This is a genomic window from Novosphingobium sp. TK71, assembly GCF_055361505.1.
Map to the genome: position 1 here is coordinate 2,168,720 of NZ_JBSZKA010000001.1, position 14,888 is coordinate 2,183,607.

Here is a 14,888-nt window from a genome sequence, read left to right on the forward strand (position 1 = left end):
CGCCTAGAGGCGAGGGTCCACCACGGTGCGGATAGGGGCACCGGGGCCGGACATCGCCGCAAGCGCATCCGCCACCCCGCCGATGCCGATCTTCTCGCCCAGCCACGGCCGCACGTCGATGCGGCCGTCTGCGATGGCGCGCATGGCAAGCTCCATGTCCTGAGGCTCCTCCCCGCCCGCGAACTGTATGTTGAGGCGCTTGTTCTGGGCGGCGAAAACGAAGAGCGCCTCTTCCTCCATGCAGTATCCGCCCATGACGATCCGGCCGTCGAAAGGTGCAGAAGCGATGATCCGGGCCAGCATGCCCTTCTGCCCGACATTTTCGTAGACGAGGTTCACCCGCCTAGCGCCCAGCTCCGGCAATGCGCCGTAAGGATCGGTTTCGCGCGGGTCGACCGCGAGGTCCGCCCCCATCCGAAGGGCGAGTTCGCGGCGGGCCGGGTGGAAATCGGCCGCGACGATCGGTCCGATACCGGCCAGCTTGAGTCCGGCGATCACCCCCAGCCCGATCGCGCCGCAGCCCAGTACGAGCGGGACGTCGCCTTTTTCCGGGCGGCCGCGCCGGGCATGTTCCAAGCCCACTGCCAGCGGCTCGATCATGGCGGCGAGATCGTCTTCCAGGCTGTCGCTCACTTCGAGGAGCATGGCTTCATCGAGCAGCATCAGTTCGCCGAAGCCGCCCGGGCAATCGTGGCTGAAGCCGATTACGGCATGGGCACCGCCGGTGCGCATGATCGGTACCGAAGTCACCCGGCGACCGGTTCTGATCCGGCGTTCGCTGCCCGGACCATAGTCTATCACTTCCCCGACGTATTCGTGGCCGGGGACGAAGGGCCTGCTCTGGTCCAAGCGGGCATAGGGACCGCCGAACTGGCGCGACAGGTCGATGACGTTCTGGCCCGCATGGAGGAAATGCGCTTCGGATGCGCACATGCCGCAACTGTGCGTGCGGACGAGCGCCTGCCCCTTGCCGGGAACAGGGTCGGGAACTTCGCCGACATGAACCTGACCGTTTTCGATAAATGCGGCCCTCATCGTTGGTTCTCCTCATGGATGGAAGCCGGAAAGCGTGCGGGGTCGAGCTTCAGGGCGGCGTAAGAGGGGTCCGAACCGTCACGGCGGCCCTGGTTGCTGTGTCCCAAAGCGGTGACGGGGCGGATTTCCTCGTGCTCGAACACGACCTGGCGATGGACCAGCCCCCATTTCCCCAGCCGCTTCTCCCAATTGTCGCAATAGCGGCCCCAGACCGCGATCTGGTAGAGCTTTCCATCCCGCTCGGTGCGCATTGTGCCGTTTACATAGGCTTCGCTTCCGGCGCGGTCTCCGGCCAGCGCGACGAGGATGTTCGTGACCTGATGGGAATGGCTCAGGAGGTTGCGGTGGTCTGCGCAGATCCTGTCTATCACGCCCCGCCCCGGACCCTGATAGTAATCGGCGCCGTAGTCGGCATGGCCGTTCTCGTGCCAGATCGAGTGGCCGAGAGGGATGTCCAGACGGTCCACCGCGCGGCAGTAGGCATGGATCAGGTCCCGGATTGCGTCCTTGTCCGCGAGTTCGCGAAGCCGTTCGTCGCCGTTGGTCATTCTGCCTCCTGACCGGCCATGGCGGCGCTGATCTGCCGGATACGATTGCGGCGCTGCGCGGCGGAGCTTCCGGCATAGCCGGCGTCCTCGTCGGCGAGACCCCAGTTGCAGATCGGGCCATGAGGCAGGCGGGCGAGCCCCAGTGCCGCCACGTCTTCAGGCGAGGCGCAGCCATCCGGGAGCGTTTTTCCCTGACGGGCCAGCAGTTCGCGGTGGGCCGGAGTGTCCGTGCGGCCCATCACGAGGTTGAGCACGTCCACCCCATGCGGCTGCAATTCGGCCCACAGCGCTTCGCCGAAGACGAGGTCGAAGGCCTTGCTTCCCGCATAGGCGGCGATGCCGGGCAGTCCGCCGTAGCAAGCGCCGGAACCGCACAGGATCACGCCGCCACGCCCGCGCGCGCGCATCGGGGCGGCAAAGTGATGGCAGGCGCGCATCACGGTCATCACGTTGCGCATGACGAGGGCATCCCAGTTGGCCAGCGCGCCGTCGAGGAACGGGGCGCCATTGGCGTCGGCCCCGGCATTGAGGATCAGCAGTCCGATTTCCCGATCTTCGGCCAGTTCGAGCAGCCGGTCGGCGGCGTCGTTGGAAGACAGGTCTATCGAGGCCGTCAGGCAGGTTACGCCATGCTCCGTCAGGATCGTTTCAGCGAGTTCGTTCAGCGGCGCAAGCCTGCGGGCAACGAGGATGAGGTTGAAGCCCTGGGCCGCCAACTGGCGGGCAAAGGCGGCGCCGGTCCCCTCCGAGGCACCGGCGATCAGGGCCCAGGGGCCATAGCGTGCATGCAAGTCCAACCTTTTCGCTCCTCCCGTGACAGGGCGCTTTCCTGGCTGCCTGTGCAGGGCCGGCCGGTGCGCCTTTCTGTCGTCCTATCGCAGCGATGGTATCGGATGCGGCGGATCGGATGGGGTGGAAACGATGCGTGCAGGAAGAAGATCGCCGGCGCGTTGCGGAAGAACTCCCCCGCGCCGGCAAGGGCTCACTGGTTCTGCGGAACTGCCGCAGCCGGAGCTGGATTCGCGTCAGGAGCCGGCACGGGCGGGCTGGCAGGCGCCGGGGTTTGCCCGGAGCCGGGTTCGGGTGCCTTTTCAGGCGCCGGGCTTTCCTTGCCGCCGGGCGTGGGCAGTGCCGGGCCGTAGACAGGAACGACGTTCTGAAGGTGGCGGCCGTGCAGCGCCTCGATCTCGGCCGCGCGCTGTCTCAGGTAAAGGTCGCGGTAAGTCGTGTAGGGATCTTCGTCCTTGCGGATTTCGCCGATCGTCTCATCGAAGGCCGCGCGCTCGCCGAGCTGCGCGAGCACGGTGGCGGGGATGACGAAGGCAGGCTTGTTGAACGGCTTGCCCACCGCGGCAGGCAGCAGCAACTTGTCCACGGTGTCGCCGATGATGTCGCGCAGCGTGGTTGGCCCGACGATGGGCAGGTACATGTAGGGCCCCGGCCCGACGCCGTAATAGCCCAGGACATTGGCAACGCCGTTCGGCCGGTAAGGCAGGTTGAACGGCTTGCGCTTCGCCACGTCCATGATGCCGGCGATTCCCAGCGTGGTGTTGATCGCGAAGCGGCCCGCCGTTTCCGCCGCCTTGCCGGGCTTGAACTGCAACAGGTAGGCGGCGAACACCACCGGCTCGCCCAGGTTTGAGAAGAAGTTGCGCAAACCCTTGCGGACGGGGCGCGGCAGGCCCTTGTTGTAAGCCTTCGCGACCGGCTCGACCACCGCCTTGTCAACGGCCTGCACGGCCTGGAACGACTGGGCGTTGAGATGCTCCAGCGGGTCTCCGGGCGTGTTTGACCCTGCAGTGACGAAGATGGTCGATTCTTCATCGCCGGGCGGAGTGCCTTCGCTTCCGGCCGGGGGTGCGGGAAGGGCTGCGCCGGTCGCATCGGCCGGCGTGGCGGGAATTGTCGGAGCTGCCGGATCTGCGGGAGCTGTGGCGGCGCCTGTTGCACCGGGTTCGGCCGGTGACGGCTGAGTGGAAACGGCCACTGCGACATCGGAAGAGGGAAGAGCGGCGACATTCGCGGGCGCATCAGGCGCTGCCTGTCCAAACATCAATGCCACAGCTACGGCCGACAGGCTCATTCAACAGTCCTTCGTGGGCCGCGTGCGAGGGGGGCAGGGCGGCCATCCTGATTTCGCGGCGCACTTGCGATTTCGCAAGGGGGCGCCGGTATTTGGCGCATTCAATGACTGCCGCTGCATTCGCGGCTAGGCGGGATTGCCGCTTTCGTCAATTGATCAGACCCTCTCGCGCGGGCCGCCTGTCGCTCAACCCACGCCATTCGTGGCATTTTCGCCACGAGCGTTCAGTACCTGCCCCTGGGATCCGAAACATGGGGTCCGATCACGGTGCCGACGAAGCCCGTTCCTCGCCATCGGCCTCCTGGCTGAAGGTCATCTCTCCGCCATCGGCGGGTATGGTAAGTGTTACGGGGCCTCGCACATCGCGCGGCCGGGCACCGGCCATGCGATCGTTATCGCTGTCTTCACGGGCCAGCAGGCCGATGCGGGGCGCGCCGCCGCGCCGGATCAGGCCGAAGAACAGGAACGAGCGGTCCGACTGGACCGCCGAAAGAATGGGGCCGGGCCCGCCCCCGATGGGAGCGGACCCGGTTCCAGATCAGAACTTGACGTTCAGGGTCGCAATCGCGGTACGACCGGCTGCCTGGCTCACGTAGTGCGAGGCATAGGCCTTGTCGAAGTAGCGCTTGTTGAACATGTTCTGCACGTTCACCTGAAGCTGGAAGTTCTCGCTGAAGCTGTACGAGGCGTTACCGTCGAAGCGCCAGTACGACGGAGCGTAGCGGGCCAGCTCCTTCGAGATCACGACCACGCCGTTCTGGACGCTGCGGCTGTCGGAATAGCCGCCATAGACCTTGCCCATGTAGATGGCGCCGCCGCCCACGGTGAAGGCCGATGTGACCTTGTAGTTGGTGAAGGCGGTGAAGCTGTGCTCCGGCGTGTTGGGGAAGCGCTTCCCGGTGTTCACGCTGGGCGCATAGACGCCGCTCGTTGCGGTGAAGCCACCGTCAACGATCTTGGAGTCCATGTAGGTATAGCCGCCGAAGACGTTCCACTCGGGCGTGATGTTGCCGTTGAAGCTCAGTTCGATGCCCTTGATCCGGCGTTCGCCGATGAAGGACACGAAGCCGTTGGCGTCCGTGGCGCGGGCGTTCTTGGTTTCCGTCTGGAACGCGGCCAGTGTCAGCGCGAGGCTGTCGCTGAACAGGTTCCACTTGGTGCCGACTTCGTAGGACTTGGTCTTCTCGATCTTGAGCGCGTCCGTCAGTTCCTGGGGCGTCTGCGTGGTCGAACCGCTGGTGTTGAGGGCGTTGCCCTCCGAACCGTTGGCCAGGTACGAGCCGGGAGGCGTCGCTGCGGACGAGGTCGAGATGTAGATGCTGCCGTTCGAGGCGGGCTTGAAGATCAGGCCGGCCTGATAGGTCCACAGGTTGTCGTTGCGCTCGTACCAGCTGCGGTCCGTGGTCGCGTTCACGGCGAGACCGGGGCTCACGCGGGTTTCGTAGCGATCGAAGCGGCCGCCCAGGTTGATGAGCAGCGAGTCGGTGATGGTGATCGTGTCGAACAGCGAGACCGCCTTGGTGGTGGTCTTCGACAGGGTCCAGGTCTTGGGCAGGCTGCGCTCGATCCCGGCGACGACGTTCGACGCGTCGGAAACGTAGCTGACCCAGGGATCGGACGGGTTCGGATCGGTCAGGCTGGTGCAGTTGTAGCGGTTGGTCGAGTCCGTGCCGCAACGGCCGCCCGTTGCGGTCGTGCCGGTAGCGATAGCCGCGCCGGTTGCCGCGTTGGAGACGTAGCTGCCGTTCTTGGCCTTTTCCTCGCTGAATTCGGCGCTCAGTGCGAAGCTGTTCTTGATGCCGCCGACCTCGAACTGGCCGGACAGGTCGGTCTGGTTCAGCAGGCCGGTGGTTTCGCTGTAGCGCGAGTTCACGCGGCGCCACACCTTGCCGGAATTGGCGACGTTGCCCTGGCTGTCGTCAGGCTGGGTCCAGACGTAGCCCTGGCTGCTCTCGCCGTAGCGCGTGGTGTTGCGCAGGGTGAAGCCGTTGCCGAATTCGTGCTGGGCGCGAACCGTGAAGTTGTTGACGTTGGTCTTGCGGAAATCGCGGTCCACGAGGCCGTAGTACGCGCCCCGGCGGACCTTGGCGCCGGTGGTTTCCGTAACGTCGGAGGGGGCGTTGTTGATGGTGTAGTAATAGGGAATGCCCGAATCCGGCAGTTCGTCGGTTTCGAGGTGGTAGTAGCTGGCCGTCACGCTGGTCGGGCCGTTGAGCCCGATCTTGATGGACGGTGCGACGCCCCAGCGCTTGGACCAGATGGCGTCGCGGCCGGCAACGTCCTGGTCATGCCACATGGCGGCCAGACGCACGCCGACGAGATCGCCCAGCGGCTGGTTGATGTCGATCGTGGCGCGCTTGTAGTCGGCGTTGCCGAGGCTGCCCGAAGCGGCGATGAAGCGGTCCGGTCCCGGCGTCTTGCTGACGAGGTTGATCGAGCCACCGGCGCTGCCGCGCCCGCCCATCGAGCTGTCCGAGCCCTTGACGACTTCGATCTGCTCGATCGCGAAGACTTCGCGGCTCTGGGCGCCGATATCGCGCACGCCGTCAAGATAAGTGCTCGCCTGGCTGTCGGAGCCGCGGATGAACGGACGATCGCCAAGCGGGTTGCCGCCTTCACCGGCGCCGAGCGTGATGCCCGGCACCGTGCGCAGCGCATCGGCGAGGGTGGTGGTGGCGGTGTCCTTGAGGAGCTGTGCCGGGATCACCGTGATCGAGCGCGGCGTATCCACCAGCGGCGCGGTGTACTTCGGCGAATCCGCCTTGTCGGTCTTGTAGCTGCCTTCTTCGATCGCGGTATCGGTGACGGTGACGCCGCCGAGACGCGGGGAAGCGGCCGTGCCGGCCTCCTGCGCGAGAGCGGGCGAGGCCGCGAGGCCCACGCAGCTGAGAGCCAGATAGGCCGGCGCGGCGGTGGACGTCGAGTTACGGAAACGGGACAGAGACACTAAACCCCCCTTTTTGTTGCCAATGCATTTCAGTTCGGGGCGCTAATGCGAATGATTTGCGTTACTGACAAGAGGGAATCGTATTGCTGGGGAAATAAATGCCGCGCCGATTTCCGAAGTGGAAATGGAAATTGGCAACGAAAAAAGGCGCCGTTACCCATATGGCAGCGACGCTTGTTCATTGCGGTAATTCAAAACGACCGGCAGCCGGTTTTCTCGGCTGCTAGTTTCCTCCGTTTCTAATTAATCTTTCTCGTTTTTCCTCAATCGGCTGGGGTAGCGGTAAACGCCGTGTCCGATCTTTTCGACGTAGCCCTGCTTGCCCAGCGTGCTCAGGTATTGATGCGTTATCCCGACAGCCAGGAACTGGGCCGTCGTGGAGATCGGGTTGCGGCGCACGATTTCGAGCGCCCTGGCGCGCAATGTGCCGGGTTCCGGTTCACGTTGTCCGTCCCACAGCGGCTGGCGCCTGACAGGCAGATCGCCCCGGGATTTCGCGGAAAGCGCGCGGTCCACATAGCGGATGCGGAAGCAGGCGTGGCGGTCGGTGTAGTCCTCAAGCAGCGGGGGGCGGGGCGGCAGCCTCCGGCCCTCGTTCTCCAGTTCATCCGCACAGGTCTTGAGCGCCTTCTGGAAATCGTTGGCGAGTTCCCACTCGCCGGACTGCGAGGGGCGCTGGAACAGGGTCAGCCTGCTGAGAATGGCCAGTTCGTCATCGTTCACGAAAGCCGAGCCCGGTGCGAAGATCGACAGTCCGTTGGCGATGGCTTCGCGGGCGAGAAGTTCGAAGCATTCGCGAAGCGCGGGTTGTGGGGAGGCATGCCGTTCGGAACCGGCAGGAGCGTCTCCGGGAGCAGCCATGGCGCGCAGCAGGAGGATCACTCGTCGTTCCTGGAAAGCCAGGCTGCCAAGCTGCTTGAGCCCCTGGCCGATGGACGGCCGCGATCGGCCCGAACCGTGGGCAGGGCGTGCCGTTGTTGCAGGGCCTCCCTTCCGGCCATTCGTTTCGGCTGATTGCAGCATGGAATGCCGAGTACCCCGCGTGAGCCACACGCAGGCTGAATCCTGTCGTTCAGGTTCGGTTTAGGTTTTCGGGCCGCCTTGCGGTTCTGCTCGGGTTCCAGCCGTTCGGAGGCCGAAGTTTATGGCGAGCAGCTTTGACAAATCCGCGTGCCGGCACGATCAGGCATGGCGCCCGCCGAGGGGCGGCGGAAAGCTGGAAAGCGAATGTCATGACTCTATCGATCGGCACGGGGCGATGACGCTGATCCCGCGTTCCATCCGCGGGCGGCTGTTGCTCGTCGGTCTCTTGCTGACGGGCATTGCGCTCGTTGCGGCCACTGTCTCGATAGATGCCGTGCTGGATACGCATGTCCGGCGCAGCCTCAACCAGAGCCTGGACGGCCAGATTGCGCTGCTCGCCCGTAGCGTAAGGGCGGATGGTACCGTGGATCGGACCCTGCTTCAGGAGATCGGGCCCTATACCCAGTATCGCAGGGGTTGGGCCTGGCGGATCGAGACGCCAAGGCAGGTCTACACCTCGACCGAGAAAATCGGCCAGATCGATTTCCGGGAAGAGGGGCCGACCGGACGAGAGGGGCATTTCGGCGCCCCGCCCGAGATTCTGCGGACGGGGAGCAGCGGGCCGTTCTATGTGCGGATTCTTGAGGAAGACAGGCCGGCCGGTCGGATCAGGATAACCGCGACGGCGCCGCATCTTGTGTACGAGCGGCTCCGAAGCGCCGCGATCATGCCGGTGCTGGTCACGCTGGGCGGCCTGAGCATCGCGCTGCTTCTGGCTTCGCTGGTGCAGTCCCACATCGGGCTGACGCCGCTGGCCAGCCTCAGGAAGGCGCTGGGCGAAGTGCGGGCGGGGCGGGTCGGTCGCGTTCCGGTGGACCAACCGGTGGAATTGCGCCCGCTCGTGGCCGAACTCAACGACCTGCTGGATGAAAACGAGGCCGCGCTGGCCCGTGCGCGCGGGCACGTGGCCAATCTTGCGCATAGCCTAAAGACCCCGTTGGCCACCCTTTCCGTCAAGCTCAACGATCTGGGTCGCGATCCGGACGGGGAACTGGGCGAACTCGTCGCGCAGATCGACGGCGCCATTCGGCATCACCTTGGCCGCGCCCGCGCCGCCTCGCCCGGCGCGCCGGGGCGGATCGCCGTCCCGCTGGCGCCGGCGGTGGCGGACCTGATCGATGCGCTGGGCCGGATCCATGCCGATCGCGGGGTGAGATTCGAGAACGGGATCGCATCCGATTTCACGGTGAAATGCGATCCGCAGGACCTTACCGAAATGCTTGGAAACCTGCTGGACAATGCGGCGAAGTGGGCGGCCTCGACGATCGTGGTGACGGGCGAATGGAACGGCGGGCAGGTTCAGGTGAAGATCGACGACGATGGCCCGGGCCTTGGCCAGGCGGTGATCGAGCAGGCCCTTGTCCCCGGGCGGCGTCTGGACGAGCGGGAGGACGGCCACGGCTTCGGGCTGCCGATCGCGCGCGAACTGGCCGAATTGCACGGAGGGTCGCTTGAACTCGGCGCTTCGCCGCTTGGCGGATTGCGGGTGATCCTGTCGCTTCCCGGCTGAGCGTCCGAGGGCAGGGCCGAGGGCAGGGCCGAGCGGTCAGGCGGCAGGCAGGCCGAGGCGGTAGCCCCGTCCGCGCACGGTCTGGATCATGTCGGACCCGACCTTGCGGCGCAGGCGTCCGATGATGACCTCCAGCGAGTTGGAATCGACGTCGGCGTCGTATTCGTAGGCCTTGTCGATCAGTTCGCGGCGTTCCACGACCATGTCCTTGCGCAGCATGAGCGCCGAAAGAACCCGCCATTCGAAAGCGGTCAGGCGCAGGGGCAACCCGTCCATCTCGAAATGGCCGAGTTGCACGTCGAAAGTGAGCGAGCCGCATTTTATCCGCGTGGCCGCATGGCCGCGCGAACGGCGCACGAGGGCGCGCAGCCGCATCACCAGTTCCTGCACCCGGAAGGGCTTGATGAGATAGTCGTCGGCGCCGGCCTTGAAACCGGCCACCTTTTCCGACCAGGCATCGCGGGCGGTCAGGATCAGCACCGGCAGGTCCAGTTCGTCCGCGCGCCAGTTCTGCAGCACGGTAATCCCGTCCACCTTGGGCAGGCCGAGGTCGAGAACGGCGGCGTCATAGCGTTCGGTGGCGCCGAGATGGCGGCCGTCCTCGCCATCGTTGGCGATGTCGACGGCGAAGTTTTCCGCGCGCAGCGTCCGGGCAATCTCCTCGGCAAGAGGCTGATCGTCTTCAACGACTAGGACACGCATTGCTTACCTCCACGGAAAGGTTTCCTTGGCCCGCCGTGCAACGGCGGGCAAGGAATTTCCCGTGGCATTTGGCGCGAAGGCCGCTTTCAGCTTCCGACGATGATGCCGCCGTTGGGGTGAAGGACCTGCCCGCTCATGTAGCTTGCATCCTCGCAGGCCAGGAACAGGAACGAGGGCGCCACTTCGTTGGGCTGGCCGGGGCGGCCCATCGGTGTGTCCTCTCCGAAATGCTCCAGCTTCTCCTCGCTCGCGCCGCCGCAGGGGTTGAGCGGCGTCCAGATCGGGCCGGGCGCGACTGCGTTCACGCGGATGCCTTCGCCGACGAGGTTTTCCGAAAGCGAACGGGTGAATGCGGTGATTGCCCCCTTGGTGGCGCTGTAGTCGAGAAGTTCCCTGCTGCCCTTGTACATGGTCACGCTGGTGCAGTTGACGATGCTCGCACCGGCCTTGAGGTGTGGGCGGGCGGCCTGGGTCATGAAGAACATGCCGAAGATATTGGTCTGGAACGTGCGGCGCAGCTGTTCCTCGGTGATATCGGTAATGTCCTTGTCGGGATGCTGTTCTCCCGCGTTGTTGACCAATACGTCGATCCGGCCGAAACTCTCGATGGTCTGGCGCACCGCGAGTTCGCAGGCATCGGGGGATCCGATATCGGCGCGTATGGTGATGGCGCGGCGGCCTTCCGCCTCGACGATCCGCTTCGTTTCCGCCGCGTCCTCGTCCTCGCTCAGATAGAGGATCGCGATGTCGGCGCCCTCCCGCGCGAAAAGTGCGGCCACGGCCCGGCCGATCCCGCTGTCCGCTCCGGTGACGATTGCAACCCTGTCCTGGAGGCGGGCGGAGCCGGGATAGCGGGGTTGCCACTCCGGCTGGGGCTGAAGTTGGTTTTCGTCGCCCGGAAGGGCATCTTCGTGGATCATTTCCTGGATTTCGGCCACGGCGGTCTCCTTTCGGTTCGAACCCTCCACGCCGGACCCAACGTGCGGACGGCTTCGCAGTTTCGCCGTTCCATCATGCTGCGACGGGCCGTTCGCGGGGTCGGCCAGTCGGCGTCTTCCGCGGGATAGGGCTGTCCGGGCGGGAACCCGGAGCGCGGCCGCGTCATTGCATGGGCATGCCATTCGCGGGAGATGCTGAATGCCCCAAGGTGACAAGAGCAGCTATACCGATAAGCAGAAGCGCAAGGCCGCCCATATCGAGGAAAGCTACGAGCAGCGCGGCGTCAGCACGGAAGAAGCGGAGCGACGCGCATGGGCCACCGTGAACAAGGAATCCGGCGGCGGCAACAAGTCCGGCTCCGGGCGCGGGAAGGCCGATACTCATGCCTCCTCCTCACGCGGGGGGAAGGCGCACAAGTCGGGCTCGGCCGAACAACGCTCGGCGGCGGCGCGGAAAGGGTGGGATACCCGCAGGCGAAGCGGGAAAGCCTGATCGTTGCATGCCCGTTTTGCGGCGAAGCGCTATTTCCATATCGCATTGAGTGCGGGGAGCAGGTGATCCCGGTGCTCTGGGGGAACCCTTTCCAGCAGTCCCTGCTCGAACTGCTGGATCAGGGCGCCGACGACCGTCATCTTCACTTCCCCTTCGGCCGAGAGCACGACGGCCTGCGATTTGCCGTCGATCGGCTGGCGGCGGATGAGCCCGGCACTTTCGAGCCGGTTGAGCAAGGGCACCATATTGGCGCGCTGGATATCCAGCGCCTTGCCGATCTGGCTGGCGGTCAGGTCGGAACGTCCCTGAATCATCACCAGCACCGCCGCTTCGGTGACCCGCAGGTTCTCCGGCTCCAGCAGGTTGCCGAGTTCACCCATCACCGCATTTGCCGCCCGGCGCAGTGCATAACCGGGGAAGGTCGCGAGCAGGTCATTCAAGGGAAGTCTCTCCAAATGCTATTGACGATAACAATCTGTTTGTTATGAAACAGAGCAAACACGTCAATGACCCGATGAGGATTGCCATGCAAGATCGCAGTGAACACGATACCGTTTCCTACACTATCGAAAACCGCGTGGCATGGGTCTCCTTCTCGCGGCCGGAAAAGCGCAATTGCATGAGCCCCAGGCTCAACCGGCGCATGGGCGAGGTTCTCAGGGAACTGGAGTTCCGGGATGACGTGGGCGTGCTGGTGCTTACCGGCGAAGGCACGTCCTGGTCTGCGGGAATGGACCTCAAGGAATATTTCCGCGAGAACGAGGAAAAGGGGCTTGGCGCCACGCGTCAGGCGCAGCGCGAGGCTTACAGCTGGTGGGAGCGCCTGCGCTGGTATGAGAAGCCGACCGTGGCGATGGTCAACGGCTGGTGCTTCGGCGGCGCCTATGGGCCGCTGTTCGGCTGCGACCTTGCGGTGGCGGCGGAAGATGCGCAGTTCGGCCTTTCGGAAATCAACTGGGGCATCCTGCCCGGCGGCGGGGCCAGCAAGATCATCACCGAACTGACCGGCTTCCGCAACGCCATGTATCACGCCATGATGGGCGAGAACGTGGACGGCAGGAAAGCGGCCGAATGGGGCCTCGTCAACGAAGCGGTTCCCGCCGACCGCCTCAAGGCCCGCGTTACCGAAATCGCGCAGGTCCTGCTCGGCAAGAACCCGGAGGCGCTGCGTGCCACCAAGTGGGCGATCCGCCGCGTGCGCGAAATGAGCTACGACAACGCGGAGGATTACCTGATCCGTGCGCAGGAAGCCGCCAACTACTTCGACGGCGAAGGGCGCAAGGAGGCGACGCGGCAGTTCATCGACGACAAGTCCTTCAAGCCCGGCCTTGGTGCCTACGACGTCAGCAAGAGGCGCTGACCGTCACTCCACGACGATCCGGGCGCGGGCGAGGTTCTGGATGCGCGCGAAGGGGGTCTGGCGATCGCCTTCGCGCTGGGACGCGGCGCGAAGCACGGCGAAGTAGGTGCCGGGCCGGTCGTAGACATGGGTGGCCGAAACGGTGGCTTTCGCCTTGTTGCCGGCGGGAAGCGTGGCGGGAGCCTCGAATGTGCCGTCGCCCTCGAAGTCCGACTCTGCCGAGACGACCGATCCGCTGCCGGGCGGGACTTCGATCGTGGCAGTGAGCCTGACGGGAGTGCCGGCCTTGACCCGGGCCAGTGCCCCGCCGTTCGCGGCAAGGGTGATGACGGGCTGGATGCCCTTGCGGGCCGCGGCGGACGCGGGCGTCACCACTTGTCCGTCCTCGATGCGATAGGAGGTGGAGGCGGGCGGGGCCTTGCCCTGTTCGACCCATGCGGCAAGATCGCGCAGGGCCTGTTGCAGAACGCCGATATAGGACACCACCCGCGAGGGATCGTCCTGACGGGTCTGGTCCCCGTGCAGTGCGCGGTCGGTGTACCAGATGCGGAAGCGTTCATCCGCTGCCGCCCCGGCATTCGCCTGCACGCGCGAGCGATACCAGTCCCCCTGCCAGGGCAGAGCTTCGCGGTCCCACAGGTTCTCCACCAGTATCACCTTGCCGTCGAACTTGCCGGACGGCACCGAGCCGGCGGCGTTCTTCGTGAACAGCGGGCCGAGCAACATCGGGCGCTGGGCGTGGAGCGGCTTGCCCTGTGCATCGGTGAACTGCTTCCAGACCGGGTACTCCGCAAGGTCCGGCACCTGGTGGCTGTGATAGCTTTGCACCGCGAGGATGTCGCTGTTGTCCAGCCGCACCGGGTCGCCCGCCCTTATCGTCGCGAGCAGGCGCGGGTCGTTGATGCCGAGCATGGCCAGATCGCCGTGCACGTCGGAAAGAACCACCTTCTTGCCCGAAGCGAGAACGAGATCGGACAGCAGCAGAGCCTTCGAAGTGGAACTGTCGGCCAGCCGCACCGCGACCGGCATCTCGCCCGCCGAATGGAGCCCCATGGCCTGCCATGCCAGATCCGCCGTGCCCTTGGCGGTGCCGGGCGTATGGCCAGGGTCGATGCCGAGCGTCTTCGCCTTGTCCGCGCTGATGACTTCGACAACGCGGGTGGCGAGTTGCACCCGGTCCGCCTTGTAGAGTTCGGGGCTGTCGTGCCCCTCGTAGCCCAGCTTTGTCCAGAAGTCGGTGAAATAGGAGGCATCTGCCATGCGGATGCCGCCGAACAGCAGGGCGAAGGCATGCGGTCCCATCGTGCGCCATGCGTACCATGACCTGGGCTGGAACCCCATGGCGGTTACTTCGCGCAAGGCTGCCTTCTGCTCGTCGTCCAGCCCGGAATAGGGATCTCCGCTGCCGCCCGCATCGAGTGCATCGACCACGCCGTCGAGCTTCTCGCCCAGGACGCGCATGGCCTTGAGGCGCACGGTGAACATGTTGGGGATCGCCATCGGCGAGCCGAGCACATAGGGCACCGCGCCGTCCCACACGCCCCGCGTGTTCTCCAGCGAGCCCAGCGTGCGATAGGCGCCGCCGCTGCCGCCATAGGCATAGCCGTAGATGTGCTTGCGCGCGCCGTAGACCTGCGCCGCCACGAAGCGCGAGAACCGGGCCGAGGCGGCATTCGCCCGGAAGGCGCCGATGGTCAGGTCACCACCGCCCATCGGGTCTGCCGCCTTGGCGCCGCCGCCGTTGGTTTCGATGAAGTAGGCCCCGCTCGTCATGGCGGCGCCGATGCGGTCTTCCTCGCCGGTCAGGCCCTGGGACAGGGTCTCGCTGTCCGGCACGGGGGTGATGTACTGGAAGAAACGCCCCTGCCATGACCTGGCCGCCGGCAAATAGAACGAGAAGCGCGTGTCGGTGCCCTCGAACCCGCCATGGACGTAGCGATAGGCGGTGCCGTTGTTGGTGCGCGGTTCGTCCCGGTCGATGAAGGGGCGGGCAAAGAGAGCATCCTCATCGCCGTACCCCTGCACGGAAAGACCGGCGGCGGCTGCCGCCACGGTGGGAGCTTCGGCCGATCCCGGCGCCGCAGCCGACAGGAACGTTGCCAGCACCACGGCGGACACCGCCCATTTCGCCGCGTTCTTCTGCAAGATCACCGTCCACATGCTCCCAAATGAGACCCGCCTCTGGTCCG

At 65.5% G+C, this 14,888-nt stretch carries 13 protein-coding genes; 3 read left to right on the top strand and 10 right to left on the bottom strand.

The annotated features are described in order from the left end of the window. Nucleotides 1-3: 3 nt before the first annotated feature. From ACXJ16_RS25335 to ACXJ16_RS25360, 6 genes are all read right to left on the bottom strand, one after another. Nucleotides 4-1,035, bottom strand: coding sequence for a zinc-binding dehydrogenase (locus ACXJ16_RS25335; RefSeq protein ID WP_463922496.1), 1,032 nt, complete (start codon nt 1,033-1,035; stop codon nt 4-6). Then, nucleotides 1,032-1,583: a nuclear transport factor 2 family protein gene (locus tag ACXJ16_RS25340; protein ID WP_463922497.1), complete on the bottom strand. Its 552-nt coding sequence runs from the start codon at nt 1,581-1,583 to the stop codon at nt 1,032-1,034. Before ACXJ16_RS25340 ends, ACXJ16_RS25335 begins: the two co-directional genes overlap by 4 nt. Continuing rightward, the gene (locus ACXJ16_RS25345; protein ID WP_054437387.1) at nt 1,580-2,380 is read right to left on the bottom strand and encodes an SDR family NAD(P)-dependent oxidoreductase; all 801 of its coding nucleotides are present in this window, start codon (nt 2,378-2,380) and stop codon (nt 1,580-1,582) included. Before ACXJ16_RS25345 ends, ACXJ16_RS25340 begins: the two co-directional genes overlap by 4 nt. Before the next feature lie 185 nt (nt 2,381-2,565). Next, nucleotides 2,566-3,666, bottom strand: a complete 1,101-nt coding sequence (locus ACXJ16_RS25350) for an MlaA family lipoprotein (RefSeq protein ID WP_463922498.1) — start codon at nt 3,664-3,666, stop codon at nt 2,566-2,568. 538 nt (nt 3,667-4,204) lie between these two features. Further along, nucleotides 4,205-6,613 (bottom strand): TonB-dependent receptor, encoded by a 2,409-nt coding sequence (locus ACXJ16_RS25355; RefSeq protein WP_463922499.1) that lies wholly within the window; start codon nt 6,611-6,613, stop codon nt 4,205-4,207. A 243-nt stretch (nt 6,614-6,856) separates the two neighbouring features. Then, nucleotides 6,857-7,495, bottom strand: coding sequence for a type IV toxin-antitoxin system AbiEi family antitoxin domain-containing protein (locus ACXJ16_RS25360; protein ID WP_463922500.1), 639 nt, complete (start codon nt 7,493-7,495; stop codon nt 6,857-6,859). A gap of 376 nt (nt 7,496-7,871) precedes the next feature. Between ACXJ16_RS25360 and ACXJ16_RS25365 the strand changes: the two genes are divergently transcribed. Then, nucleotides 7,872-9,206 (top strand): sensor histidine kinase, encoded by a 1,335-nt coding sequence (locus ACXJ16_RS25365; RefSeq protein ID WP_463922501.1) that lies wholly within the window; start codon nt 7,872-7,874, stop codon nt 9,204-9,206. Nucleotides 9,207-9,242: 36 nt separating this feature from the next. Here ACXJ16_RS25365 and ACXJ16_RS25370 read toward each other — a convergent pair whose 3' ends face one another. Together ACXJ16_RS25370 and ACXJ16_RS25375 are read right to left on the bottom strand one after the other, a co-directional pair. Beyond that, entirely contained in the window at nt 9,243-9,908 is a 666-nt protein-coding gene (locus ACXJ16_RS25370) for a response regulator (protein ID WP_185999314.1), read from the bottom strand. An 86-nt stretch (nt 9,909-9,994) separates the two neighbouring features. After that, nucleotides 9,995-10,828: an SDR family oxidoreductase gene (locus tag ACXJ16_RS25375; RefSeq protein ID WP_221937383.1), complete on the bottom strand. Its 834-nt coding sequence runs from the start codon at nt 10,826-10,828 to the stop codon at nt 9,995-9,997. Nucleotides 10,829-11,045: 217 nt separating this feature from the next. On the opposite strand from ACXJ16_RS25375, the gene ACXJ16_RS25380 reads away from it, so the two are divergent. Continuing rightward, a complete protein-coding gene (locus ACXJ16_RS25380) occupies nt 11,046-11,339 on the top strand; it encodes a hypothetical protein (RefSeq protein WP_054437377.1) in 294 nt (97 codons plus the stop codon). Nucleotides 11,340-11,368: 29 nt separating this feature from the next. Here the strand turns inward: ACXJ16_RS25380 and ACXJ16_RS25385 are convergent, their stop codons facing one another. Further along, the gene (locus ACXJ16_RS25385) at nt 11,369-11,779 is read right to left on the bottom strand and encodes a MarR family winged helix-turn-helix transcriptional regulator (RefSeq protein WP_463922503.1); all 411 of its coding nucleotides are present in this window, start codon (nt 11,777-11,779) and stop codon (nt 11,369-11,371) included. 86 nt (nt 11,780-11,865) lie between these two features. On the opposite strand from ACXJ16_RS25385, the gene ACXJ16_RS25390 reads away from it, so the two are divergent. Next, nucleotides 11,866-12,699 carry a p-hydroxycinnamoyl CoA hydratase/lyase gene (locus tag ACXJ16_RS25390; protein ID WP_463922504.1) on the top strand — a complete coding sequence of 278 codons (834 nt, stop codon included), beginning with the start codon at nt 11,866-11,868 and terminating at the stop codon, nt 12,697-12,699. Between the two features lie 3 nt (nt 12,700-12,702). On the opposite strand, the gene ACXJ16_RS25395 is transcribed toward ACXJ16_RS25390, so the two are convergent. Further along, nucleotides 12,703-14,850: a hypothetical protein gene (locus ACXJ16_RS25395; protein ID WP_463922505.1), complete on the bottom strand. Its 2,148-nt coding sequence runs from the start codon at nt 14,848-14,850 to the stop codon at nt 12,703-12,705. Between the last annotated feature and the right edge of the window lie 38 nt (nt 14,851-14,888).